A 21,941-nucleotide genomic window follows, 5' to 3' on the forward strand; every position below is an offset into this window, starting at 1 on the left:
GCAGGGGTCCACGCTGTCCCGGCGGAGGCGCGGATGCGGTCCTCGGGCAGGCGCGGGCCCGCTGACGGTGACGCGGTTCCAGGACTGCGATCGGGGTGTGGGTGGTGTTGGCGGCGAACGCGGGGGCGAACGCGGTGAGAGCTGCATGCCGTCGGCGTCGGCGTCGACGCCGGTCAAGCGCAACTGCCCGCCGAGGTACGGGCGTTCGCTCCTTGCGCACGATCAGCAGTAAGCCAGGTGACGAAGTCACGGGTGCCGCCGCCGGAGTCGGTACGGATCGGTGTCTGCAGGCCGCGCCGCGACCGGCTCCCTCGTCGCGCCCCCGCGAAGAGGACCGATACACGGCTTCACCTGGAACGCGCTTCCGGCGGTGGCGGGAACAGCGATCTCAGCGATCCTCGTTCGCACCGGCGAGGCACTTCCGCCGGCCGATCGCCTATCGGACAGCCTGCTTCACGAAGGCGCGGGCCTAGTTGAGCGGCACGTCCGCGACGGCCTTGAGGTGGCTGAACGTCTCGAGGGAATACCGGCCGTGGTACCGGCCCATGCCGCTTTCGCCGACGCCACCGAAAGGCAGGCCGGGCATGAGCAGTTGCATCACCGGCTGGCCCCAGGCGACGCCGCCGGAGGAAGTCTCGTTCACGAGGCGCGACTTGGTGGCCTCGGACGTGGTGAAGGCGTAGAGCGCAAGTGGCTTGTCGCGTTCGTTGATGAAGGCGATGGCGGCATCGAGGTCGGCGACTTCGACGACGGGGAGGATCGGACCGAAGATCTCCTCCTGCATGACCGGCGATGCGGGGTCGACATCGGTGAGCACGGTCGGTGCGATGAACAGGTCGTCGCGGTCGTGCTGGCCTCCCACCGCCGCCCGGCCGGAGTCCAGCAGACGGGTGAGCCGGTCGAAGTGCCGCTCGTTGATGATCCGGCCGAAGTCGGCTGAGGTCTGCGGGGTGGTGCCGAACTGGGCGTCGACCGCCGCGCGCAGGGCGGGGACCAGTGCGGCGGCGGTGGCAGGATCGGCCAGAACGTAGTCGGGGGCTATGCACTGCTGCCCCGCGTTGCCGAACTTGGCGCCGACCAGCCGCTTCGCGGTCTCGTCCACGTCGGCGTCGGGGGCCACGAAGACCGGTGACTTGCCTCCGAGTTCGAGCGTGACGGGGGTGAGGTTCTTGGCGGCTGCGGCCATGACGATCCGGCCGACCGTGCCATTGCCGGTGTAGAAGATCTGGTCGAAACGCTGCGCCAGGAGGGCCGTGGTCTCCTCGGCGCCTCCCTCGACCACGGTGAGCACATCGGCGTCGAAGTACTCACGCAGGAGACGTGAAGCGACCGCCGAGGTGTGCACAGACATCTCGCTCGGCTTGGCCACCACGGTGTTCCCGGCGGCCAGCGCGCCGATGATGGGGTCGATGAGCAGGTGCAGCGGGAAATTCCACGGAGCGATCACCAGGACGACCCCGAGCGGGTCGTACGTGGTGTAGGCCGTTGTCGTGGGACCGAAGTGGGCAGGAACCTCCACCGGGCGAGGTTCAAGCCAGCTCTCGAGGTTCGCCAGCGTCTCGTCGATGTCAGCAACGGTGAAGTCGATCTCCTGCATCTTGGCCTCGGCGGCGTTCTTCCTCAGGTCAGCCCAGAGGGCTTCGATCAGCTCCTGCTCGTTCTCGACCAGCAGTGCCCGCAGCCGCTGCAGTTGGTTGACGCGCCAGTCCAGTCCGCGGGTGAGGCCGGTGTTGAACGTCGCACGAAGGCGGCCGACCACCTCCGCGGCCGTTTCGGTCCGGTGGGTCCTCGGCTCGGTCGCCTGTGTTGTGGTCATGGGGTGTGCTCCGTTCTTGATGCAGGCCGCGCCGTCAAAGGCGTTCGTGGCATGCCGTAGTACCGGTGATGGGCAGCCCGGTGGATGACGGATGAAGGGTCAATCCGTGCCTTCACTGTAGCCCATGTACGCACCAACGCGAACATGAGGCAGGGGTTATTCTCTCCTCATGGCCAGTCGCACCTCGTCACCCCTCGTCCACCCCGACACGGACGACCTCGACCTCTTCAAGATCATGAGCGCGCTGACCGACGAGACCCGGCTCACCATCGTCGTCACCCTCTCCGTCTCCCCCGGTCTGGCCTGCAGCGGCTTCACGCAGGACGTCACCGCGTCCGTACTCACCCGCCACTTCCGCGTCCTGCGCGAGGCCGGTCTCATCCGGCAGCACGACGTCGGCACCCGCCGTTTCAACACTCTGCGCAAGGAAGATCTGGACCAGCGCTTCCCCGGACTGCTCGACCTCGTCCTCAAGGAGAGCGTCGGCCGCGTGGAGCCCTACGTGAACACCGAGTGCGCCTGACGCTCCGGGGCACCCCTCCGTGGCCGCGACGAACCGGACCCACCGCAGCCAGGCGTCCAGCTTGCGGTTGGCATCGATCACGTCGAACAACACCTCGTGCGCCGAGCGGCAGTAACCGGTGCCCCAGCAAGGCGATACGCCACCGGCCCCGACGTCCCCGCTTACACGGAGGCGACGTACTACGCCGAACCCGGTTCCCCGTCGGCGGAGGCGGAGCACGCCTGCACCCAGGGCAGCGGCGGCTACACCGTGCACGCGAGCGCGGCCCACCCGGCGTTCTGCATCCGCGCCGACCGGGCCAGGGGCATGACCGACGTCCGTGTCACCTCCGCGAAGGCTGAGAAAAGCACCATCGACGGCACCTGGCAGGTCGAGGTGACCCTCAGCCCCGCCGACCGGACCCGTTTCGCCGCCCTCACCGGCTCCATCGCCGCGGCCCCGTCCCCGCGCAACGGATTCGCCATCGTCATCGACGGCAAGCTCTGGGGCAACCCCTACGTGACCTCCTCGATCACCGGCGGCCGACTCGAAATCGTCGGGGCCTTCGTCGGGGACCTCACCAGCGCCACCGCCCACGACCTCGCCCTCCGGCTGGATGCCGGCAGATGACCCGCATACCCTGTGACCTGCACTGACAGCCGGTGCAAGTCACACATCCCCGGACTCCCCCATGTCGCAGGGCAAACCCGACTTCTGGGAGACCGACTCCACTGCGACCAGCCATCGCGGCGCTCCGCATCGCCACCATCAGATTCGCCTCAGCCCCGGCCTGAATGACTCTGCTGAGCCCTGAATGCCGGAGCGCTGCGAATGAATCCTGGTAGCGCGCATCCAGCAGGTACTCCAGGAACAGCCCGATCGTCCCCTCGTACGAGCGGGCTGTGGACATCTGGATCGGAGTGCTCCCGCTGCGGAGGTGGGCGTCCCCTGCCTGGGTGCACCGGGGCATCCCCGGGAGCGCGGGCTGTTGTGCAGCGTCGGGTTCCGGGAGCTCTTGCGGGACGCGCCGCTGCTTACTGGGCCGGGCCGAGGCGGGGAGACTCGGCCCGGGCCGGTGAGCGGCGGCGGTGCAGCGTGACATAGGCCCGGGGGGCGTGCAGGGGTGCCCGATCACCTGTGGGCGGTTTCCGGTCCGGTGCGGCCGGGTGTCACAGTCCCAGGGAGATGGCCAGTCGGGTGAGTTCGGCCGTGGTGTTGATGTTGAGCTTGGCCCGGATGCGGCGGAGATAGGCGTCGATGGTGTGCCGGGAGAGTCCCATGTGGCGGGCCGCCTGCAGGTAGGTGCAGCCCGAGGCGATATGTCGCAGGGTCTCCAGCTCACGCGGGGCCAGCGCAGGTGCGGGGGCTTCGGTGTACGGCGTGGCGAGTGTGAGGCTCATGGGATTTCCTCCGCGCGTCGGCTCGGTCATCACTGCTCACACCCTCGGAAGCAGAGGACAAATGCCCGAATACTGCCTTTTGTCCGCTTTGAAAAGACTGCCCGGAGGACTTCATGACCGTGTCCGCCGACTGTCACAGGCGTGTCACAGGCCACATCCCGCAGGCGCGCTACCGTGCGTCACAGAGAAGAGCCGTACCGCTACGGAGATGATCTGCCGCCCCCGACCGGCACCCAGGGCCGTCTTCCGCAGCCCCGCAACGGGGTTGCCGGCCTGCGGAGTTGGCCCGGCCGCCTCCCCCTGGCCTGCCCGGGGAAGATCCCGCACAGTGCTCTGTGCCCCGGCGCGGAAAGGCCGGGCCGGCTGCCACCCGTTGCGCACGCTCTGAAGATTCCCCTTCGGCGGGGGCCGGCGGTGAACGCCGCCGGGGCCACCGGCACAGCGTGCCCACCGCCGGGGCGAGACGGGGTGGGGTGAGGCGGGGTGAGGTGGGTGGGGGCGGGCGGGCGGGTTGTGAGCGGTCCGCCCGGCGTCCTGGGGCAGGGCCTGGGCAGGGCTCGGGTGACGGCGCCGGGTTGGTGCTCCGTGTCCCCCAGGATCATGCTTGTCAGGAGGGTCCCGGCCGTGCAGGTTCCCGAAGGGCGAGATGAGCGGCGATGGAGCGACGTCCCACCCCTGGCGGTGAGCAGGCGCAGGCGGACGCCCTGCCCGGGCCGGCCTACACGGCCACGGCCGTCGTCGACGAGCAGGGCACCGTGACGGGGTGGAGCGAGGGTGCCCGGCGGCTGCTGGGCTACCCGCCGGAGGAGGCCGTGGGGCACAGCGCCGCACGCCTGCTCGCCGAGGACGCCGGCGAGCAGGCATGGCGGGATGCGGCCGCACTCCCCCGGTGGAGCGGCACCGTGGCACTGCGGCACCGGGACGGCCACCGCCTCGAGCAGCACCTGCTCGCGCACCGCCGGATACCGCACGGCCCGGTCGCCGAGTGGCTGGTGGTGTCCGCCGTGGCGGGCGAGCCGCTCCCACCCGCCGACCAGGCGCTGGGGGAATGGGTGTTCCGCCAGTCCCCCTGCATCCTGGCGGTCTTCGACACGGACCTGCGGCTGACGCGGGCCAACGCCGGCATGGAGCGTGCGCTGCAGCTCACCGAGGACCAGATGCGCGGGCTGCGCCTGAGCGACCTCGCGCCGCACCCCGTGAGCGATCAGGCCGAGGCGAAGATGCGCCTGGCGCTTGACAGCGGAGAGACGCAGCACCTGGAGGCCTACCTCCGCCCCACGGGGGTCAGCGCCGAGCACGGCTGGTCGACCTCGCTGGCCCCGCTGAAAGACCCCGGCGGCCGGGTGCGCGCCGTATGCCTGGCAGCGCACCACGCACAGCAGGAGCACCTCGCCCGGCAGCGGATGCTCCTGCTGCACGACGCGGGAACCCGTATCGGCACCACCGAGGACGTCCAGCGCACCGCGCAGGAACTGGCCGACGTCGCCATCCCCCGCCTCGCCGACTTCGCCGCCGTCGACCTGCTGGACGCCCCCGGGCACGACGGCCAGCCGCCCGCCCTCGGGGCCGGGCCCCTCACCCTGCACCGCACCGCCGTCCGCTCGGCCCCCGGCGACAGCCCGCTGCCCCCCTTCACGGCAGGGCAGACCTCCCGCTACCCGGCGCTGTCACCGGTGGCCCAGTGCCTGGCCCAGGGCCATGGCGCCGTGTACGAGGTGAGTGATGCCGCCATCGCCCGGTGGGCGGCCCTGGACCCCCAGGCCGCCTGGATCCGCGAGAGCGGGACCCACTCGCTGATGGTGGTGCCGATGCGGGCGGCCGGCACCACGCTCGGCGTGGCCCTCTTCAGCCGCCACCAGCACCCCGAGCCCTTCGAGGCGGACGACCTGTGGCTGGCCGAGGAACTCACCGCCCGGGCCGCCGTCAGCATCCACAACGCCCGCCGCCACAGCCGGGAACACACCACCACCATGACCCTGCAGCGCAGCCTGCTCCCGCACACACTGCCCGACCAGGGCGCCCTCGACATCGCCACCCGCTACCTGCCCGCCGGCAGCCAGGCCGGCGTGGGCGGCGACTGGTTCGACGTGATCCCGCTGTCCGGCACCCGGGTGGCCCTCGTCGTCGGCGACGTGGTCGGCCACGGCATCCGCGCCTCCGCCACCATGGGCCGGGTGCGTACCGCGGTACGCACCCTCGCCGACGTCGACCTGCCCCCCGACGAACTCCTCACCCACCTCGACGACCTCGTCATCCACCTGTCCGCCGAAGAAGCCGGCGCGGAAAGCGCCGCCGAGAGCGCCGGAGGCATCGGCACCACCTGCCTGTACGCGGTCTACGACCCCGTCTCCCGCCGCTGCACCCTCGCCCGGGCCGGCCACCCACCGCCCGCCGTGGTCACCCCCGACGGCGCCGTCCACTTCCTCGACGTCCCCGCCGGCCCGCCCCTGGGCCTGGGCGGCCTGCCCTTCGAGACCTTCGAGACCGAACTGCCCGAAGGCAGCCTCATCGCCCTCTACACCGACGGCCTGCTCGAAGCCCGCGACCACGACATCGACGAAGCCCTCGACAAAATGTTCCAGGCCCTCGCCCGCCCCGCCAAAACACTCGACACCGTCTGCGACAGAATCCTCACCTCCATGCTCACCCACCGCCCCGACGACGACATCGCCCTGCTCATCGCCCGCACCCGCGCCCTGCACACCGACCGCGTCGCCACCTGGAACCTGCCCTCCGACCCCGCCATCGTCGCCCAGGCACGCCAGCACGCCACCACCCAGCTCACCACCTGGCACCTCGACGACGCCGCCTTCATCACCGAACTCATCGTCAGCGAACTCGTCACCAACGCCATCCGCTACGGCCACCCACCCATCCAACTCCGCCTCATCCACGAGAACACCACCCTCACCTGCGAAGTCTTCGACTCCAGCAGCACCGCCCCCCACATGCGCCGCGCCCGCACCACCGACGAAGGAGGACGCGGCCTGCTCCTCATCGGCCAACTCGCCCAACGCTGGGGCACCCGACACGCCCCCACCGGCAAAACCGTCTGGGCCGAACAATTCCTCACCACCAACTGAAAACCACCCCACCCCAACCCACCCCACCCGGGCCGGGCAAACCGGCGACACACGCCGGAACACATCTCCCCCGCCCGCCCCACACCATCCCTCCCACCCCCGCCCCTCCCTCCACTCCCCCCTGGCGCGCAGCCCTCCCCCGCACCCCGCAAACCGGCACAACCCGCATCCCCGATCAGCGAGCGGACCACCCCACACCCCCGGAAGGCGAAAACCCAGACCATGCGGCCACCCACGGCTCGCGCCGGGCGCCGGCGTACTGGTGAACGTGCAGAGCCGTGTACGGGCGGGCGAACGTGCAGAGCATCGGTATCACCACCGCCTGGTGATCCCGGTTGTGTGGAAGGCGCACGATCTTGCGGTAGCCGCGTGGACCCCAGTCCCCGGTCCCGCCGGCAGATTGACTTTCCGATATGGAAAGTCAATACTGGCTTTCCCAACGGGAAAGTGAGGCGTCATGGACGAGCTGACACCCGAGCAGGCACGCGCCGCGCTGGACACCGTGGAGCGATCCCGCCGCAAGGTGATCGACGAGATCGACGCGCCGCGCTGGTACTGGACGGGCCTGGCCACAGGCTGGATCGTGCTCGGCGTGATCGCCGACCTCCGTCATCCGCTGGTGACCACTGTGGTCACGCTCGCCTTCGGGGCCGCGCACTCCTCGATCGCGCCCCGGGTGGTCAACGGACGGCACCGCACCGGCCGGATGAGCGTCCGCGCCGACATCGCGGGCCCACGGCTGGCAGCCTGGGTGCTGGGCAGTCTGGTCGCCTTGGTCGCAGTCACCATCGCCGCGGCGCTCATCCTGAACGCCGACGGCGCACGTCACCCGGTCACCGGGGCGGCCGTCCTGGCCGCGGTCGTGCTCGTCCTGGGCGGGCCACTGCTGCCGGCCGCGGCACGCCGCCGCGCCGTACGGACCGGCGCGGCATCATGACAACGCCACGGTTCGACGAGCTGATCCATCCCAGCACCCGGCTGTCCATCGTCTCCCTGCTCGCGGCCGCCGACTGGGCCGACTTCGGCTACCTTCGCGACCAGCTCGCTCTATCCGACTCCGCACTGTCCAAACAGCTCTCGACGCTGGAGCAGGCCGGCTACGTCACGGTCGACCGCTCCATCAGACGCCGTGTACGGGCCCGCCTGACCACCGACGGTCGAGCCGCCTTCCAGGGCCACGTAGCCGCACTGCAGGCCATCGTGGCCACCGCGAACGCCCCGTCCACCGGCCCCGCCGGCGACCGGCCACGCAACTGACCACCAAGCCCGGCTGGAGCACCAAACCTTCTGCACACTCACCCGTACCTACCTCTGCAGACCAGCCAGCACGTCGACACCGGGCGCCGCATCCGGTGCCGTGTCCACGCACACGGCACCGCAGACGACAGCCCGGAAATCCACTGCCAGGACAAGGGAACACCGCCAGAACCCTCCGGACACGAGCACTCTCCCCCTTCCAGAGGCCGAAAAACTCGACAAAGCGGCGGGGTGAAGGCCTCAGTAAGCCTCCACCCCGCCGCCCTGGGCGTTACGGCCCGGCCGTCACACACCCGTCCGGGCCACCAGCGAGAGCCGGCCAAAAGACGTCACCGCTGTCACCGCCACCCACGCCCTACCCAACCGGGAGCACCTCAGCAGGGGCAGCCAGGTCAGCCGGGGCAGGAACCTGGTCAACGGGATCCGGAGCCGGATCAACCGGAGCCGGGTCCGGAGCAGGGTCAACGGGGTCCGGAGCCGGAACCTGGTCAACGGGGTCCGGAGCCGGGTCCACGGGGTCCGGAGCCGGATCAGCAGGAGCCGGATCAGCCGGAGCCGGGTCCGCCGGAGCCGGGTCCGCGGGGTCCGGAGCCGGGTCAGCCGGAGCGGGGTCCGGAGCAGGGTCCGCGGGGTCCGGAGCCGGAGCGGGGTCCGCCGGAGCGGGGTCCGCCGGAGCGGGGTCCGGAGCGGGGTCAGCCGGAGCGGGCTTGGGTGAATCCGGCATCTTCTCGACCTCGTCCTTGTCCTTCCAGTGGTCCTCGTCCTTGGTGTCCCAGTAGTGATCCTCGTGGTGCTTGTCCCAGTAGTGGTAGTCGTTGTGGGAGTCCCAGAAGTAGCACTTCTTGTGGTGCTCCACTACGTAGTAGACGTCGTAGTAGTCGTCCCAGTAGTACGTGTGGTGACCATCCCGGTAGAACTTGTGGTGCTTGTCCCAGCAGCCCTTCTTGTGCCCCTTGTGATGCTTCTTCCAGCACTTGTCCTTGCCGTGCTTGTGCCCGGGAGTCATGGCCCCCACCGACGTTTCGGACATCGGGGCCGCCGTAGCGGCGGCGGCCGGCAGGATGACGCCTCCGGCGACCGCCACGGCCGACGCCACCACCGTCGCGAGGCCCAGCCGGCGCCTGGAACGGGCATCCTTGTCATTGCGGGTCATACGGCTCACGATTCCTCCTGAAAAGGGAAAGGCACTTTCCGTGCCCCGGGTGCCTCGTTTTCTTTCCGGTGTTTCCGGTGAGGCCCGCACTTCAAGTAGGCCAAAATCACCGAACCCGTTCACGTTCCGAGGGCTCGGGACTTGACGGATCCAAAAACACCACGTAAAGCCACACAAACCCCACACCACACAGCCACCCCACATCCGCGTGGTGATGGAGAACCCTTCGCCTGTCGGGTCATCGATCATCCAGGGGTGATCACCTGCCGTCGCCGTACTCCGCCGTGCGTCAGGACACGCAGGCCCGACACGGTGCGGCGGTGCGGCGGTGCGGCGGGGGTGCAGCAGCCGGACCCGGTCCCGCCCCGGCCAGCATCAGCCGCCGCAGAGCTGACCCGGCGTCACATCCGATGAAGGCCTGCAGAACATCCACTCAGGACCCCGGCAGACCGGCACACTCCGCGATCTCAGTCGACGGACGGACGGGGTGGGGGCTCGCATGGTGACGCGTGCCGTGCCGGGACAGGGGATGCTGAGCGATGGTCTGCACATCGGAGCCGCCGCGCTGACAATCGCCGTCGTCTGGCGGCTGAGCGGCATGCTGCACCGTGCCGTTGTCGAGGGGCAGCAAGGACCCGGCGGATTCGACCCGTAGCTAGGTGCGTCCCCCTCGCGACCCGTGGCTGAAGAACGCTCTCGGACTCGCCGCCACCGCCGCGGCCCACAGCAAGGACACCTACCTCGCGTCCCGCTACAAACGGATCGCGATCCGCCGTGGGAAGAAGCGGGCCTTGGTCGCTGTCGGGCACACGATCTTGAACTCGATCGGGCACATGCTCACCAACGACACCGAGTACGCCGATCTCGGAGCGGACTACTTCCTCCAGCGAACGGGCCGGGCGCGCCAGACGCGCCGTCTGGTCAGCCAGCTCAACATGCTCGGTCATCAAGTGTCCCTCCAGTCAGCGGAACCGGTCTGAACTGCAGCGCTGGGGGGATTTTCGAATCAGACTCCACCAACCTTGGTGTCTCGCTCATGGTCGCAATCGTTCTGAAGCTTCGCATCGTCGCCTGATCAGCCAGAATGCGGTCATGCTCGAACCCTTCATGAACATCACTGGCGCCCCGGAAGCCGGGCCATATCAATGCCCTTGCTGTGGGTATCTCACCCTGCGCGAGCGAGGAGGCTTCGAGATCTGTGACGTCTGCTTCTGGGAGGACGACGGGCAGGACGACCATGACGCCGATGTCGTCCGAGGCGGCCCGAACGGCTCCCTGAGCCTGAACCAGGCCCGGGGGAACTACTGCGCCTTCGGAGCGTGCGACCAAGGGAGCCGTAAGCATGTTCGCGAGCCACGCGCTGATGAGCGCTTGGACAGCGGGCGAACCTACGGCAGGGGCGTCCTGAAGAGTGCATGGGAGTGAGGCCCCCTGTGCGTCAAGCAGGGCAGCGGCGCTTATCAACACCTCTGTGGACGGAGGGCCTGTAGCAGCACAGCGTCTGTAGGCTGCGCGCAGGAGGGGGCACTGCCAGACATAGGGAGGGACACGCGTGCCACGCTGGTTGTTCGTGGTCGCCGGTATCGTTGCAGTGATCAATGTGATGATCGAAGCCACGGCCGCTTCCAACGTATTCGTGCGAGTCCTCGCGATCCTTCTTCTAGTGGTCACAGGCTTCTTTGCAGGCACCTTGTTCCACCTCGTGAAGGGCCGCCGGAACTCCAGCGCCGCAGCCCCCGAGGCCTAGTCCGCCCCGTCCAGACGGGGTAGTCGCCATCCTGTGGTCAAGTCCCCACCCGACAGCTGACATCAGTGGCTGACACCAACAGCAGCGGACGGGTGCGCATCGGAGCAGACTCCAGCGATCGCCCCAACGCCGCAGGACAGCGAGTTCCCAGGGTCAAGAACCCACGATGATCGACCTGATAAGGATGAGGGCAGATCTCGAAGCCTGTGCGCTGCGCGGGGCGCCGTGTGAGCTGCTGGCCGTGCCACTGCGGCGGACTCAGAGAAAGAGGACTGCGGGGCGGTTCGGACCGTCGAGAGGAAGGCGGAACGCGAGGCAGGGGCAGCCCGTCCGCCTCGATGAAGCCGGTGCGCAGGACCTCCCGGCCGGCGCTCACGGTCTTCTCCTGAGGCGTGCCGGCATCTTGCACATAGTTGGCGCCGCGGAACTTCGAGTTGAAGTCGTCGATCGGGTTGGGCAGCACAGGCGTATAGCCGGGCGGGTAGACGGCGCCAGTAGCGTCGGGGGCCGTGGCCCAGCCCGGGGCGCTCCGGACCCACTCCTGTCCGGCATAGGCCACTCGACAGGCGACCGATGATGCGCCGGCTGATCCCGTACAGCTCGGTCCGTTCCGTCGGGAGCGATGCAGCGGGCCGCAGGCGGATGCGCCGCCTGTGCGGTACCTGCGGGGGACAACGTCGTCACCAGGACGGCGGACGCGGCGAGGCGAACAGGTCTCGTGGATCTCATCGGGAACGGCACCCTTCGGGCTCGATGGTGAGGGCTCTCCGCACCACGAGATGCGTAGACAGAAAGCCGTTCCCCCAAAAGGTCGCCCCCCTTTCGGTCGCATCCTCCCGGTACGGGCAGCTGAGCCGGGCGCAGCCGATCGAGCGGGCGCCGGAGCTGCGGCGGCCTGCGCAAAGAGGACGTGATAGAGCTTCTCAGGTTGCTGTGCCCACCACAGCGTGGACTTCAATGTGCCCCAGTTGCCGACCAGGTTCACCGACAGCGGCCCCGGGGAGGGCCGGGGCCGCGGCAGTTGACGATCGTTACGGGCGGCTGATGATCGTTCCGGCCTGGTTGGTGGTGTCGCCGCCCTGGATGGTGAGGCCGCCGATGGTGAGGCCGAGTGCGGCGACTGCCGTGGCGAGAATGGCGGCGACACGCTTCGAGATGTTCATCGTTCCCCTTTTCGCGCTGACCCCCCGGCCAGCATTGATGTGATCATTACACACCGGGCAGGGGGCCCTCGTCCTCGCGCCGAGCCCGCCTGTCGAGTGGCCTACGCCGGAGAGCAGTGGGTCCGGAGCGCCCCGGGCCGGGCCACGGCCCCCGACGCTACTGGCGCCGTCTACCCGCCCGGCTTTACGCCGGCGCCGCCCAACCCGATCGACGACTTCAACTCGAAGCCGAGCAAGGCGCAACCGATCGAGCGGGCGCCGGACCTGCGGCGACCTGTGCAAAGAGGATGTGACACAGACACTGAACTTGTTCCTTAACGTCCGGATGGTCATCCGGAACACTGAGGAACAAGCGTTCGCCAAGTTCAGCTACGGGAGCCTCTATGAGTCGGTCCAGCGGATTGGGTGACCGGATGCATCTGTGGTGAGCCAGGATCCGTCTCCGAGAGGCTGGATGTCGTAGGGGTTGTCCGTGCGGGCGTCGAACTCCGTTCGGACTTGGCCAGAGCGCACATCTACGCGGTAATGGCGGAACCACTCCTGCTCATCCTCGGTTTCGCCGGTGAGGGTGACGATGACGGTGTCCGGGCTCAGGTAGCCGCCACTCCATTCCACGTAGATCTCGTCGGGGTTGTGTCCGAAGGCGTCGACGGAGAGAGCGAACCTCACCTCGCCGTCGGGGTAGGTGTGGATGGCGATGTCGGCCTGCTCGTGGTGAACGGTCATGAACTGGTGCCCGTCGGGCGACAGGTCGATGAGGCACCGGTCGTCCCACGGATAGCCGATGAGATCCATCCGGGCCCCGGTCAGCGACGCGCGGTAGATGACCGAGCCGTCCTGCCCTTCCCCTACATCGAGAAGGACCTGATCGCTCGCCGGGTGCCGCAGTTGCTGCCCGCCGTGCCCGACGGTCTGCAGATCCGCCTGTGCGATGACCGCCCCGGTCTCGGCGTCCAGGGCGACCCACTGGTCGGGGCGGTTACGGCCAGCCATGGCATCAGGCCGGTAGACCCACACCACACGTTCGTTCAACGACAGCACACAGCTGGGCCGATGTCCGTGTTGCTGATCTGACTGTGGCTCGAACTGCGACCGCCAGGCCTCGGCCCCGTCTGCCTTCATGCAGACGACTGCGTTGAGGGTCGTGTAGTAGGCGCGCTGAAGGCCGGCGGCAACGGCGTGATCGACGACGACGTCATCGGGAGACGGCCGACAGACCATGACCGGCGACAGTACGCCTCTGGCATCGGCAGCCAGGTCATAGGCACAGATGCGTCCGTCAACGAGCCGCGTGATTATCTGCATGGGATGAGGGAATTGAGCCACGCCTCGGAGATTAGCGTCCCAGCGGATCTTCAGCAGAGGCCGCCCCGCGGCCCCTGCGGGCGGGCTCCAGCCTCTCGTTCAGTTGTCGCCCCGATCTCCTCCACTGCGCCACAGACAGACCGATCAAGGTGAGAGTCACCTGATCTTGTTCCGTATCGTCAGGCTTGATCATCGACTCCGGGATGGTCGCTCGATCGGGTGATCGCCGGACGCGGGCACGGCCTTCTCGTGATCCTGAACTCCGCGACGAGATCCAGGTGTTCACGAAGAAAGCCGCGGTGATGAGTGTGCTGCAACGGATACGCGAACGGGACGTGTTCGCGGAACTGCCACGCTTTCGGACGGCCTTCCACGGGTGTCTGTCCGCGCGGGCGGATGCATTCTTCGAACTGACCGACGCACTACTGTGCGCGGATGGCCCGGTGAGGACACCAGTGGAGTTGTCGCTGATCGCTGAACACCGGCGTGGCTACGGTTCGCTGTACGCCGCGTTGAACCACGGCCGCCTGAAACTGGACCAGCTACGGGACCTTCTGGTGTCGCTGCCGCTACCGCGTTTCAACGGGCGGATCGCGCTCACCGTGGATGTCTCCCCGTGGCTGCGGTCGGACGCCGCGTGCTCGCCGGAGCGGCTGTTCTGCCACGTCCATGGCCGTTCCCGCGCGGCCGCGCAAATCATCCCGGGCTGGCCATACTCCTTCGTCGCGGCGCTCACCCCGGACCGCACCTCGTGGACCGCCGTGCTGGACACGGTCCGCCTCGGGCCCGCCGACGACGTCGCGGCCGTCACGGCCGATCAGCTCCGGCAGGTAGCCGAACGCCTCATCGCCGCTGGCCAGTGGCGGCCCGGCGACCGGGACATGCTGATCGTGATGGACGTCGGCTATGACGTGATGCGCCTGGCCTGGCTGCGGCGGGACCTGCCCCTCGAACTGGTCGGCCGCCTGCCCGCGGACCGTAACCTGCGGCTCCCGGACCCGCTCCGCGTCTACCAGCCCAAAGGCGGTCGGCCGCCCAAGCACGGCAAGGAGTTCGGCCTCGCGAAGCCGGAGACCCGGCCGGAGCCGTCGGTGGTGACGGTGAACGACACACCCCGCTACGGCAAGGCCGAAGCCCGGGCATGGGACCGGCTCCACCCGGAACTCCAGCAGCGTTCCGCCTGGATCGACCACGACGGCGAGCTCCCCATCATCGAGGGCACGTTGATCCGCCTCAAGGTCGACCACCTGCCGGGCGACCGCGACGCGCCACCGGTATGGCTGTGGTCCTCGGCCACCGGGGCCAGCCCGGACGACGTCGACTTCGTCTGGTCGTGCTACCTGCGAAGATTCGACCTGGAGCATACATTTCACCTGTTCAAGCAGACGCCCGGCTGGACCCGGCCGCGCCTGCGTGACCCGCAGGCGGCGGACCGCTGGACCTGGCTCGTCATCACCGCGCACACCCAACTCCGCCTCGCCGCCGCCGAGCAGAAGCTCGCCTCCATGCGCGACGTCGCTGCCCGGCACACCACTGTCCACCTCGGCATGCCCAACTTCCGGTCCTCGACGGGGCGATCCAGTATGGATGCCTCACGCCCTGACATCGACGTCTTACGACCCGGGGCACGCGGCTCGCGGTAGCTTCCTGCCATCCGAAATGAAGGGGAGAAGTCGGTGGAACGTCGCTTAAGGTCGTCCCCGTTCACGCCCGTCCTGCGTGTGCTCACGGGTTTGCTGGGTGCAGCGTCTTTCGGAACGGGGGTGTTCGCGGTATTCGTGACCCAGAATGGGACCGGCACGGGGGTGTTGCTTGCGTTCGGCGGCGTCTTGCTTGTTCTCGCTCTGCTCGGCGACCGCATCGAGAGCTTCGAATTCGGTGGAGCCACGCTTAGGCTCCGCGCGGCAGCAGCGGAGAGATTCGCACTAGCAGAGGAGTCCGAACGTCAGGGGGATACCACCACGGCCGACCAGCTGCGCGCGGAGGCACAGGCCCTGCTGGACGCTGCGGGGCCCATTGCGGCCGACTACCAGTCGGTGCGCGGCTCGATGCGCCCCAGTCCCGAGCGCACCCGCGCAATGGAAGAGGTTGTTTCCCGAGCTCGCCGTCTCTCAGAGGAGCAGCCGTTCGAGCCAGCCGAAGTCCTGCGCTGGCTGCAGGAGGGAAGCGACGAGGAACGCGTCACTGCCCTAGCCATGATGCAAGCCAGCCGTGAGCTGCGTAACTTCGAGGCCGCGCTCGCGGCTATCGAGCACTCGCGCAGCCCATTCGAGCAGTATCACGCGATGCTGCTCACTGCGCGGATGATTGACGACCTTGACGCGACGCAGCTAAGGCAGCTAACCGAAGTCATCAGGTCCCAGCGAGGGCCTCGCCTCCGCCGCGACACCGATCGGTGGCGGCTCAGCGAGGACATCCTCCGGCGCGTGGATGGACGCTCAGGCACCCGGTGAGCGCCGGACGGTCGCCTGGTTGACCAGTCGCCCGCGACACGCCCGACTCGCTGCCTCAAGCGAGATTATTCCCATTACCCTCCGCACACGGCCCCGCCTTCCCGACGTCATTCAGGGTTCCTCTCGGTAGTTCGGATAAGACCAGCTCGCCGCCCTCGGCCTGGTCCTCAACGCCGTGGCGCTGTGGACGACGCGGTACCTCGACGCCGCCGTTGACCAGCTCCGTGCCGAGGGCCACGAGGTCCGGGATGAGGACGTCGCCCGACTCTCCCCGCTCAAGCACCGCAATCTCAACGTCCTCGGCCGCTACAGCTTCACCGCCACGATGCCAGCCGGCGTCGGCCTGCGCCCGCTGCGCGACCCGGACGCACCGGAGCTGGACGAGGACGACGACGGGCACGACTGACCCGGGCGGACTGCTCCGACGGAGCGGCGAGCAGGACACGAATCACCGAGCCATGAGGCCGGAAACGGCCTGACAGGACATGGTGGGCCTGCGGACGGGGCGGCTGCCGCGGTTCGTCACGCAGTACGCCGACGTCCACGGCCTACTGCGTGACGCGGCACGGACTTCGCGGCCGATGCGGCGGCGGGGACGTTCCTGGCGCCGGAGCACGCCTTGACCGGATCGGACAGGTAAGGGGCGGCCGAGCGGGCCTCCGGCTGCTCGCCCGCCCCTGGTTCCGCCACGTGTCAGTGCAGCTCGGTCGCCGGCCAGGCTCGTGGGTAGGGGACGCGCAACGCCTCGGGAGCTACAGGGGTGTGGTCGGCGGCGGCGTACAGGCGGCCGTCGCGTAGGACTATGGCGCCGCTGGTGAGCATGGTCGTGACCAGTTCGGCGGCGAGGGCCTCGGGATGTACGTCCAGGAGGCGTGCGGCGTCGGTCAGCCAGGCGCGGGGCGCACCCGCCTCGCTGGCCGTGGTGTCCCGCATTCGGGCACTGCAACTGGCGCGCGCCGGTTCGTACCGCCGCCGCAGTACATGGCCTCGGAGGGAGGTAGAAGGAGATTGGGCCCGCGCCGCGATGAATCCAACGACACGCACCCCGTAGCGAAGACCCGTGGCGGACAGCGACGTCGGGGCGCCCGACGCGCAATCGCAGAGATGCTCAGCGATCCAGCCAGATGGTGTCACCAAATTCCGCTACGTCGTCGTCTGGGAGGCCAGTTTCAGGCAAGACCGTCGGATGGGCCGGGTCTCCGCGGAAGCTGGTGAGGACAGCATCCCAGTCCGCAGCGTCGGCGAAGCGTCGAAGCGCCGCGGAGGTATCGAGAGTGCATGTGCCGTCGGGAACACCCCACCCTCCCTGAGGGTTCACTGAGCCGTCTCGTCGTGGGGTTGCCGGCTGCGGGGCTGCTGTGAGGCTTCGCCCAAGAACTCCGGCCGGCCGTCGTCGTGATCGGTCCGGTGACCGTCCGCCGACGGCTGATTCCGGGGTTCGTCAGGACGAGCACGGCCCGCTCCAGCGCGGTGGCGTGAGGGGCTCCATGCGGGGCCTGGTTGAGGATGCGCCGGTCCGGCAGCCGCCCTCCCCCGCCGGCAACCCCGTCCGGACCGGGCCATTGCTCACCACGGACTGAAAACCGCCCGGGCCGCCGGTGCGACGGCGGGCACGAGCCGGCCGGCCTCAGCCGCTTCCCCCGTTGCCGCCGCGCCCGCCCTGGCCGCTGCTCTGGCAGCCTGCGCCGAGGCAGATCCCGCCGTTGCCGCCCCTGCCGCCGGCGCCGCCGTCACCGGAGCCCACCGCGTCCCCGCCATTGCCGCCGTTGCCCCCGTTGGCGCTGGCGTTGCAGATCCCGGCGCAGATCCCGCCGCCCCCGCCGGCCGTCCCGTCCCGGCCCGGACCGCCGGCCGTGCCGTTGCCGCCGTTGGCGCTGCCGTTGCAGATCCCGGCACAGATCCCGCCGCCCGTACCGCTGCTCCCGTTGACCGTCCCGTTGCACTGGCCCGCGCACACCCGGTCGCCGATACGGACGCTGCCGCCTGCCACCGTGATACTGCCGACGGTGCCGCCGCGCGCGGTGCCGCCCGGCTGCGTGCCCCCGCCGTCCGCGGCCGGCAGATTTTGGGCGGCCTGCGCCGTGGCCGCATGCCCCTGCGGCATCGGCGCCGCCATCGCGGCCGGCGCCAGCGCGCCGGCCGCCAGACCAGCGGTCAGGGCAGCCGAGACCGTGAGACCGAGACGGATTTTCCAAGAGCGCATACGCATGAAATTCTCCCTTCCCGAAGAATTCGTTTCCGTGACGCGGTTTCCCCCTCTTTTCCGCCTCTTCCGGTCCGCCCGCGAGGACAGTGCGGAAGAGGCCACCGGGCGGGCCCTGCAATCGAGCAGGCCGGCCCGGTCCCAGGCTCCTTCAAGAGCCGAAGAGGAAGTTCACCCCCATCAGCGCGGCCCAGTCACCGTCGCGGAACTGCTTGGCCCAGGTGTCGATCTCCTTTTCCGAGACCTTGTACTTCTTGGCGACCTCGGCCTTCTTCGCCTGCCCGGACTCCACCGCCATCACGATCCGTATCTTGTCGATCACCGTGAGCTTCGATTTGGGTTTGTCGGGCAGATCGCCGAACCGGAAGCAGCCGGACGTGCCGGGCTTGCCGGGCTCACCCGGCCGGCCGGGCTCACCGCCCCTGCCGCCTTCCCCGCCCTTCCCGCCTTCTCCGCCCTTGCCGCAGTGGGAGGACTGGTCGGCCAGGACCGCGCGGCCGGTGGCCGGCGTGGCACCCGGCGACGCCTGCGCGGCGCACGCGGTGCCGGTGGCGAGGGCCACCGAGGCGACCGCCAGGATGAGGGGACGCTGCCAGAGCCTTCTGGACATGGGGATTCTCCGTTTCCGTCACGAGGTGACATTCGAAGGAGGTGGGGGGTGGGGGGTGGAGGCCGCTTTGACCTCCACCCCGCCGAGGCGGGCCACCAGGGCCCGGACGCCGCAGCCCCTTTTCGGGGCTGCCGGCGCGGGAGCGTCAGAAGATGCTGCTGCCTCCCGCGCCACCGCCGCCGCCCAGGCCGCCGAAGAGACCACCCAGGCCGCCCTTGCCGCCCTTGCCGCCGTTGCCGCCCTGGAAGACACCGTCGCCGCCGTTGCCGCCCTTGCCGCCGTTGCCGCCCTTCAGGACGCCGTCGCCGCCGCCACCGCCACCGCCGGCGTTGCCGCCGAACAGGCCGGTGCCACCGTTGCCGCCCTTGCCGCCGTTGCCGCCGACGACACCGTCGCCACCGCCACCGCCGCCGCCACCGCCACCGCCGGACAGGACACCGCTGCCGCCGTTGCCGCCCTTGCCACCGTCACCGCCGGTGCCCAGCACGCTGCCGCCACCAGAGCCGCCGGAGCCGCCGCCGCCGCCGATGAGGCCGCCGCCGCCATCTCCTCCGTCACCGCCGACGCCGCCGCCGTGAACGAAACTCACCACGTGCGAGGCCGGCATCGGGGCGGCCATCGCGGAGGACGCCGGAAGGAGAATGCCCCCCGAAATCACCGCGGCCGAGGCGAAGAGCGTCGCAAAACGCAGGCCACGCCGCCGGGAACGGACATCACTGTGGGTGTGAACATTACGAGTCATGGAATTTCTCCTAGCAATACAGAGGGGCTCATTGACGCGCCCCAGGAATTCTGGACAATGGCCGGCGGACCGGTTTCCGACCGGAACCGCCATACCGGAACAACCCGCGGACCGGAGAAAAGGAAGGGACAACCACGGTGAGGATTTCCGCCCCTACCGCACTGCCTCAATTTCCTTTCCGGTGAGGCCCGCACTTCAAGTAGGCCCTGCACACCCGCCACGGTCACGCTCCGACAAGTCGTGGCTTGACCACGCCGCACATATCAGGTAAAAGCCCGCAAAAAACACCGCCGACGAACACACACACCCCACCCCACCGCCCGCCTGCCCGCCTGCCTGCCTGCCTGCCGTGAGCGACGTCCAACAGGCCCCCGCCCCCGCCGGCGACGACCCCGCCCGTGCGACATCCGACGATGCTCAGCCAACCGGCCCCGGCCCCGGCCCAGCCGCGAAGGCCCCCACGGCCCGACAAACAAACCCCTCACCCGCCGAAGCAACCACGCCCGCCACACCGGCCAGGGAAACACCCACCCACTCCCGGACCCGCACAAACACCCCGGTAAAGCCTCCGGCCGCTGTGCCGGTGAGTACGGACTCTGGCCCTAGCCTCGATCTTGACGGTCCGCCGACGGAGTCGGCGGACCGTTTCGCTTTCGGTGGCTGAGGGTGGGCAGGCCGACAGCCCGAGTATCGAGTCGGGTGGGCGCCGGGTTCCACTGCTCCGGTGTGGTGGTGCGGATCGTTGGGGTGGTCGGTGTGGCTGGTCAGCCGGGGCTCGGCAAGGCATTGAGCCGGTCGCTTGCCCGGGTGATCTCGTCGGTCCAGGGCCATCGCGTGGTGAAGCGGAGCCAGCGGCGGCGGCTGGTGGTGACCAGTTGGGCGGCGGCGGAGAAGATCCTTAGGCGGAGCTTCTTGGGTTCCCAGCGGCGGGTTTGGCCGGTCAGGGCGAGCATCGGCATCCAGGCGAGGAGGTCGAGTGCGAGGGAGACGATCTCCAGCCAGATCTGGTTCTGTGCTGTGTCGTGCAAGGGGAGGTTGCGCAGTCCGGTGTCGCGGGCGCCTTGGATGCGGTCCTCGCAGCGGGCCCGGCGGCGGTGGCGTAGTTCGAGGTCGGCGAGCTGGCTGCCTTTTGTGTTGGTCGCGAAGCAGGTGAGCCGCAGTCCGTCGAGGTCGGTGAAGCGCAACTGGGCGCCGGGGTGCGGGCGTTCCTTGCGGACGACCAGCCGCATCCCTTTCGGCCACGTGCTCAGGTCGGGCATGTCGGTGATCTCCGCGACCCAGGCGCCGGGCCGCTCGGTGCCGCCCGCGTCATAGGCCGGCGTCCACGCCTTCTTCGGAATCTTCAGCACAGCCTGGTGGATGGCGTCGGTGATGGTCATTCCGACGGAATACGACAGCCACCGGCCGGGCCTGGAGAGCCAGTCGAGGAAGGCATGGGTGCCGCCGGTCGAGTCGGTGCGGATCAACGTCTGCTGGCCCCGCCGCAGGTGTCGGGGCAGTTGAGCCAGGGCGAGCCGGGTGGTTTCGATGTGATCGGTGGCGGTGTTGGAGCCTGCGTTGCCGGGCCGCAGCAGGGCCGCCACCGGCTCCCCGGACCCGGCTGGGCCGTGGTCGACGAACGCGAGGAGCGGGTGATGGCCGAAGGTCTTCTTCCAGGTCGCGGTGGCATCCTGCTTCTCGGAGTGCGCCAGGATCAGCACGCCGTCGATGTCCACGGTCACCTGGCCGTCGGCGGCCGGACCGTCCGCACCGGCCAACTCCCAGACCCGCGACCGCACTTCGGCCCGCGCCGACCGGATCGCGGTGAGGGCCTTCGGGCCGGCTGCGGCCAGAGCGTCGACGAGACGGGAGACCGTCGGATCGGAGGCCACGGGGCCGAACACGTCAGGCTCGGCCCGCAGCATGCCGATGTCGGCCAGGCAGTCTCCGCCGAGTGCGACGGCCAGGGCCACATCCAGAAGGATCTTGCCCGGATCGTGCACCGTTCGCGGCTTGCGCCACGGCGCCATTGCCGCCGATATCGCGGTGTCCAGGCCGCACGTGCGGACCGTCTCGACCAGCAGCACCGCCCCGGCCTGCGAGACCGCTCCGCTGCGACCGCCCTCGACGCGGACACACGGGTACAACCCGATACGCTTGCTCACCTGGAAAGTGCCTCCGACGGGCGCGGGAACGAGGGCCTAGACAATCCTCATTCTCGCTGGTCAGGGGCACTTTTCGCTCTTCTGACCACCCGTCGGACAACCTGCTCGGGTGACTCCGCGAGGTTGGCTACGCGGATTCCATCACGCGATGGTGATGAGGCAAACGACCCTGACCGCACCCCGGGTCCCGTTCTTTACCGTGCGGGCGACCTCATCACTGCGAGCATAGACGGACACGCGACGGCGACCGGGGAGTACCCGGGGCAAGGCGGTACGCCCGCTTCACCTGAGGGGTGCTCCTCTCCTCGCACCCAACCGGACCCTCGACAAGTCCCGATGCCGCTGGTCAGGAGTACTTCTCCC

The 21,941-nt window shown here is 69.2% G+C and carries 21 protein-coding genes and 1 pseudogene; 12 read left to right on the top strand and 10 right to left on the bottom strand.

Going from position 1 to position 21,941, the window contains the following annotated elements:
- Positions 1 to 469: 469 nt before the first annotated feature.
- Positions 470 to 1,816 carry an aldehyde dehydrogenase family protein gene (locus tag AB5J50_RS01560; RefSeq protein WP_369254176.1) on the bottom strand — a complete coding sequence of 449 codons (1,347 nt, stop codon included), beginning with the start codon at positions 1,814 to 1,816 and terminating at the stop codon, positions 470 to 472.
- Between the two features lie 169 nt (positions 1,817 to 1,985).
- On the opposite strand from AB5J50_RS01560, the gene AB5J50_RS01565 reads away from it, so the two are divergent.
- The gene (locus tag AB5J50_RS01565) at positions 1,986 to 2,339 is read left to right on the top strand and encodes a helix-turn-helix transcriptional regulator (protein WP_097228359.1); all 354 of its coding nucleotides are present in this window, start codon (positions 1,986 to 1,988) and stop codon (positions 2,337 to 2,339) included.
- 96 nt (positions 2,340 to 2,435) lie between these two features.
- On the top strand, positions 2,436 to 2,948 hold the full coding sequence (locus tag AB5J50_RS01570) for a hypothetical protein (RefSeq protein WP_369254178.1): 513 nt from the start codon (positions 2,436 to 2,438) through the stop codon (positions 2,946 to 2,948).
- A 539-nt stretch (positions 2,949 to 3,487) separates the two neighbouring features.
- Here AB5J50_RS01570 and AB5J50_RS01575 read toward each other — a convergent pair.
- Positions 3,488 to 3,718: a response regulator transcription factor gene (locus AB5J50_RS01575; RefSeq protein WP_369254180.1), complete on the bottom strand. Its 231-nt coding sequence runs from the start codon at positions 3,716 to 3,718 to the stop codon at positions 3,488 to 3,490.
- Between the two features lie 656 nt (positions 3,719 to 4,374).
- Here AB5J50_RS01575 and AB5J50_RS01580 point away from each other — a divergent pair.
- From AB5J50_RS01580 to AB5J50_RS01590, 3 genes are all read left to right on the top strand, one after another.
- On the top strand, positions 4,375 to 6,801 hold the full coding sequence (locus tag AB5J50_RS01580; RefSeq protein ID WP_369254182.1) for a SpoIIE family protein phosphatase: 2,427 nt from the start codon (positions 4,375 to 4,377) through the stop codon (positions 6,799 to 6,801).
- A 457-nt stretch (positions 6,802 to 7,258) separates the two neighbouring features.
- The gene (locus AB5J50_RS01585; RefSeq protein ID WP_369254184.1) at positions 7,259 to 7,738 is read left to right on the top strand and encodes a hypothetical protein; all 480 of its coding nucleotides are present in this window, start codon (positions 7,259 to 7,261) and stop codon (positions 7,736 to 7,738) included.
- On the top strand, positions 7,735 to 8,058 hold the full coding sequence (locus AB5J50_RS01590) for a transcriptional regulator (protein ID WP_369254186.1): 324 nt from the start codon (positions 7,735 to 7,737) through the stop codon (positions 8,056 to 8,058). Before AB5J50_RS01585 ends, AB5J50_RS01590 begins: the two co-directional genes overlap by 4 nt.
- 355 nt (positions 8,059 to 8,413) lie before the next feature.
- On the opposite strand, the gene AB5J50_RS01595 is transcribed toward AB5J50_RS01590, so the two are convergent.
- On the bottom strand, positions 8,414 to 9,220 hold the full coding sequence (locus tag AB5J50_RS01595; RefSeq protein WP_369254188.1) for a hypothetical protein: 807 nt from the start codon (positions 9,218 to 9,220) through the stop codon (positions 8,414 to 8,416).
- Between the two features lie 490 nt (positions 9,221 to 9,710).
- Here AB5J50_RS01595 and AB5J50_RS01600 point away from each other — a divergent pair, with 490 nt between their 5' ends.
- The 4 genes from AB5J50_RS01600 (at position 9,711) to AB5J50_RS01615 (ending at position 10,958) form a co-directional block, all read left to right on the top strand.
- On the top strand, positions 9,711 to 9,866 hold the full coding sequence (locus tag AB5J50_RS01600) for a hypothetical protein (RefSeq protein WP_369254190.1): 156 nt from the start codon (positions 9,711 to 9,713) through the stop codon (positions 9,864 to 9,866).
- A gap of 4 nt (positions 9,867 to 9,870) precedes the next feature.
- The gene (locus AB5J50_RS01605; protein WP_369254192.1) at positions 9,871 to 10,191 is read left to right on the top strand and encodes a hypothetical protein; all 321 of its coding nucleotides are present in this window, start codon (positions 9,871 to 9,873) and stop codon (positions 10,189 to 10,191) included.
- Between the two features lie 127 nt (positions 10,192 to 10,318).
- A complete protein-coding gene (locus AB5J50_RS01610; RefSeq protein WP_369265271.1) occupies positions 10,319 to 10,636 on the top strand; it encodes a CPCC family cysteine-rich protein in 318 nt (105 codons plus the stop codon).
- 127 nt (positions 10,637 to 10,763) lie between these two features.
- Positions 10,764 to 10,958, top strand: coding sequence for a hypothetical protein (locus AB5J50_RS01615; RefSeq protein WP_369254194.1), 195 nt, complete (start codon positions 10,764 to 10,766; stop codon positions 10,956 to 10,958).
- Between the two features lie 1,031 nt (positions 10,959 to 11,989).
- Here AB5J50_RS01615 and AB5J50_RS01620 read toward each other — a convergent pair.
- Positions 11,990 to 12,121: a hypothetical protein gene (locus AB5J50_RS01620; protein ID WP_369254196.1), complete on the bottom strand. Its 132-nt coding sequence runs from the start codon at positions 12,119 to 12,121 to the stop codon at positions 11,990 to 11,992.
- 381 nt (positions 12,122 to 12,502) lie between these two features.
- Positions 12,503 to 13,426 carry a hypothetical protein gene (locus tag AB5J50_RS01625; RefSeq protein ID WP_369254198.1) on the bottom strand — a complete coding sequence of 308 codons (924 nt, stop codon included), beginning with the start codon at positions 13,424 to 13,426 and terminating at the stop codon, positions 12,503 to 12,505.
- Positions 13,427 to 13,728: 302 nt separating this feature from the next.
- On the opposite strand from AB5J50_RS01625, the gene AB5J50_RS01630 reads away from it, so the two are divergent.
- The 3 genes and pseudogenes from AB5J50_RS01630 to AB5J50_RS01640 form a co-directional block, all read left to right on the top strand.
- On the top strand, positions 13,729 to 15,069 hold the full coding sequence (locus AB5J50_RS01630; protein ID WP_369265272.1) for an NF041680 family putative transposase: 1,341 nt from the start codon (positions 13,729 to 13,731) through the stop codon (positions 15,067 to 15,069).
- Positions 15,070 to 15,189: 120 nt separating this feature from the next.
- Positions 15,190 to 15,879, top strand: coding sequence for a hypothetical protein (locus AB5J50_RS01635; RefSeq protein ID WP_369254200.1), 690 nt, complete (start codon positions 15,190 to 15,192; stop codon positions 15,877 to 15,879).
- A gap of 139 nt (positions 15,880 to 16,018) precedes the next feature.
- A pseudogene (locus tag AB5J50_RS01640) lies at positions 16,019 to 16,285 on the top strand (Tn3 family transposase); the annotation flags it as partial.
- Between the two features lie 287 nt (positions 16,286 to 16,572).
- On the opposite strand, the gene AB5J50_RS01645 reads toward AB5J50_RS01640, so the two are convergent.
- From AB5J50_RS01645 to AB5J50_RS01665, 5 genes are all read right to left on the bottom strand, one after another.
- Positions 16,573 to 16,812 carry a hypothetical protein gene (locus tag AB5J50_RS01645; RefSeq protein ID WP_369254202.1) on the bottom strand — a complete coding sequence of 80 codons (240 nt, stop codon included), beginning with the start codon at positions 16,810 to 16,812 and terminating at the stop codon, positions 16,573 to 16,575.
- A gap of 694 nt (positions 16,813 to 17,506) precedes the next feature.
- A complete protein-coding gene (locus AB5J50_RS01650) occupies positions 17,507 to 18,088 on the bottom strand; it encodes a hypothetical protein (RefSeq protein ID WP_369254204.1) in 582 nt (193 codons plus the stop codon).
- A gap of 145 nt (positions 18,089 to 18,233) precedes the next feature.
- The gene (locus AB5J50_RS01655; protein WP_369254206.1) at positions 18,234 to 18,692 is read right to left on the bottom strand and encodes a DUF1153 domain-containing protein; all 459 of its coding nucleotides are present in this window, start codon (positions 18,690 to 18,692) and stop codon (positions 18,234 to 18,236) included.
- Positions 18,693 to 18,837: 145 nt separating this feature from the next.
- Positions 18,838 to 19,434, bottom strand: a complete 597-nt coding sequence (locus AB5J50_RS01660) for a hypothetical protein (RefSeq protein WP_369254208.1) — start codon at positions 19,432 to 19,434, stop codon at positions 18,838 to 18,840.
- 764 nt (positions 19,435 to 20,198) lie between these two features.
- Complete coding sequence (locus AB5J50_RS01665; RefSeq protein ID WP_369254210.1) at positions 20,199 to 21,578, bottom strand: IS1380 family transposase; 1,380 nt, start codon at positions 21,576 to 21,578, stop codon at positions 20,199 to 20,201.
- Positions 21,579 to 21,941: the final 363 nt, after the last annotated feature.

The sequence above is a fragment of the Streptomyces sp. R35 genome, assembly GCF_041053035.1.
Taxonomy (GTDB): Bacteria; Actinomycetota; Actinomycetes; order Streptomycetales; family Streptomycetaceae; genus Streptomyces; species Streptomyces lutosisoli.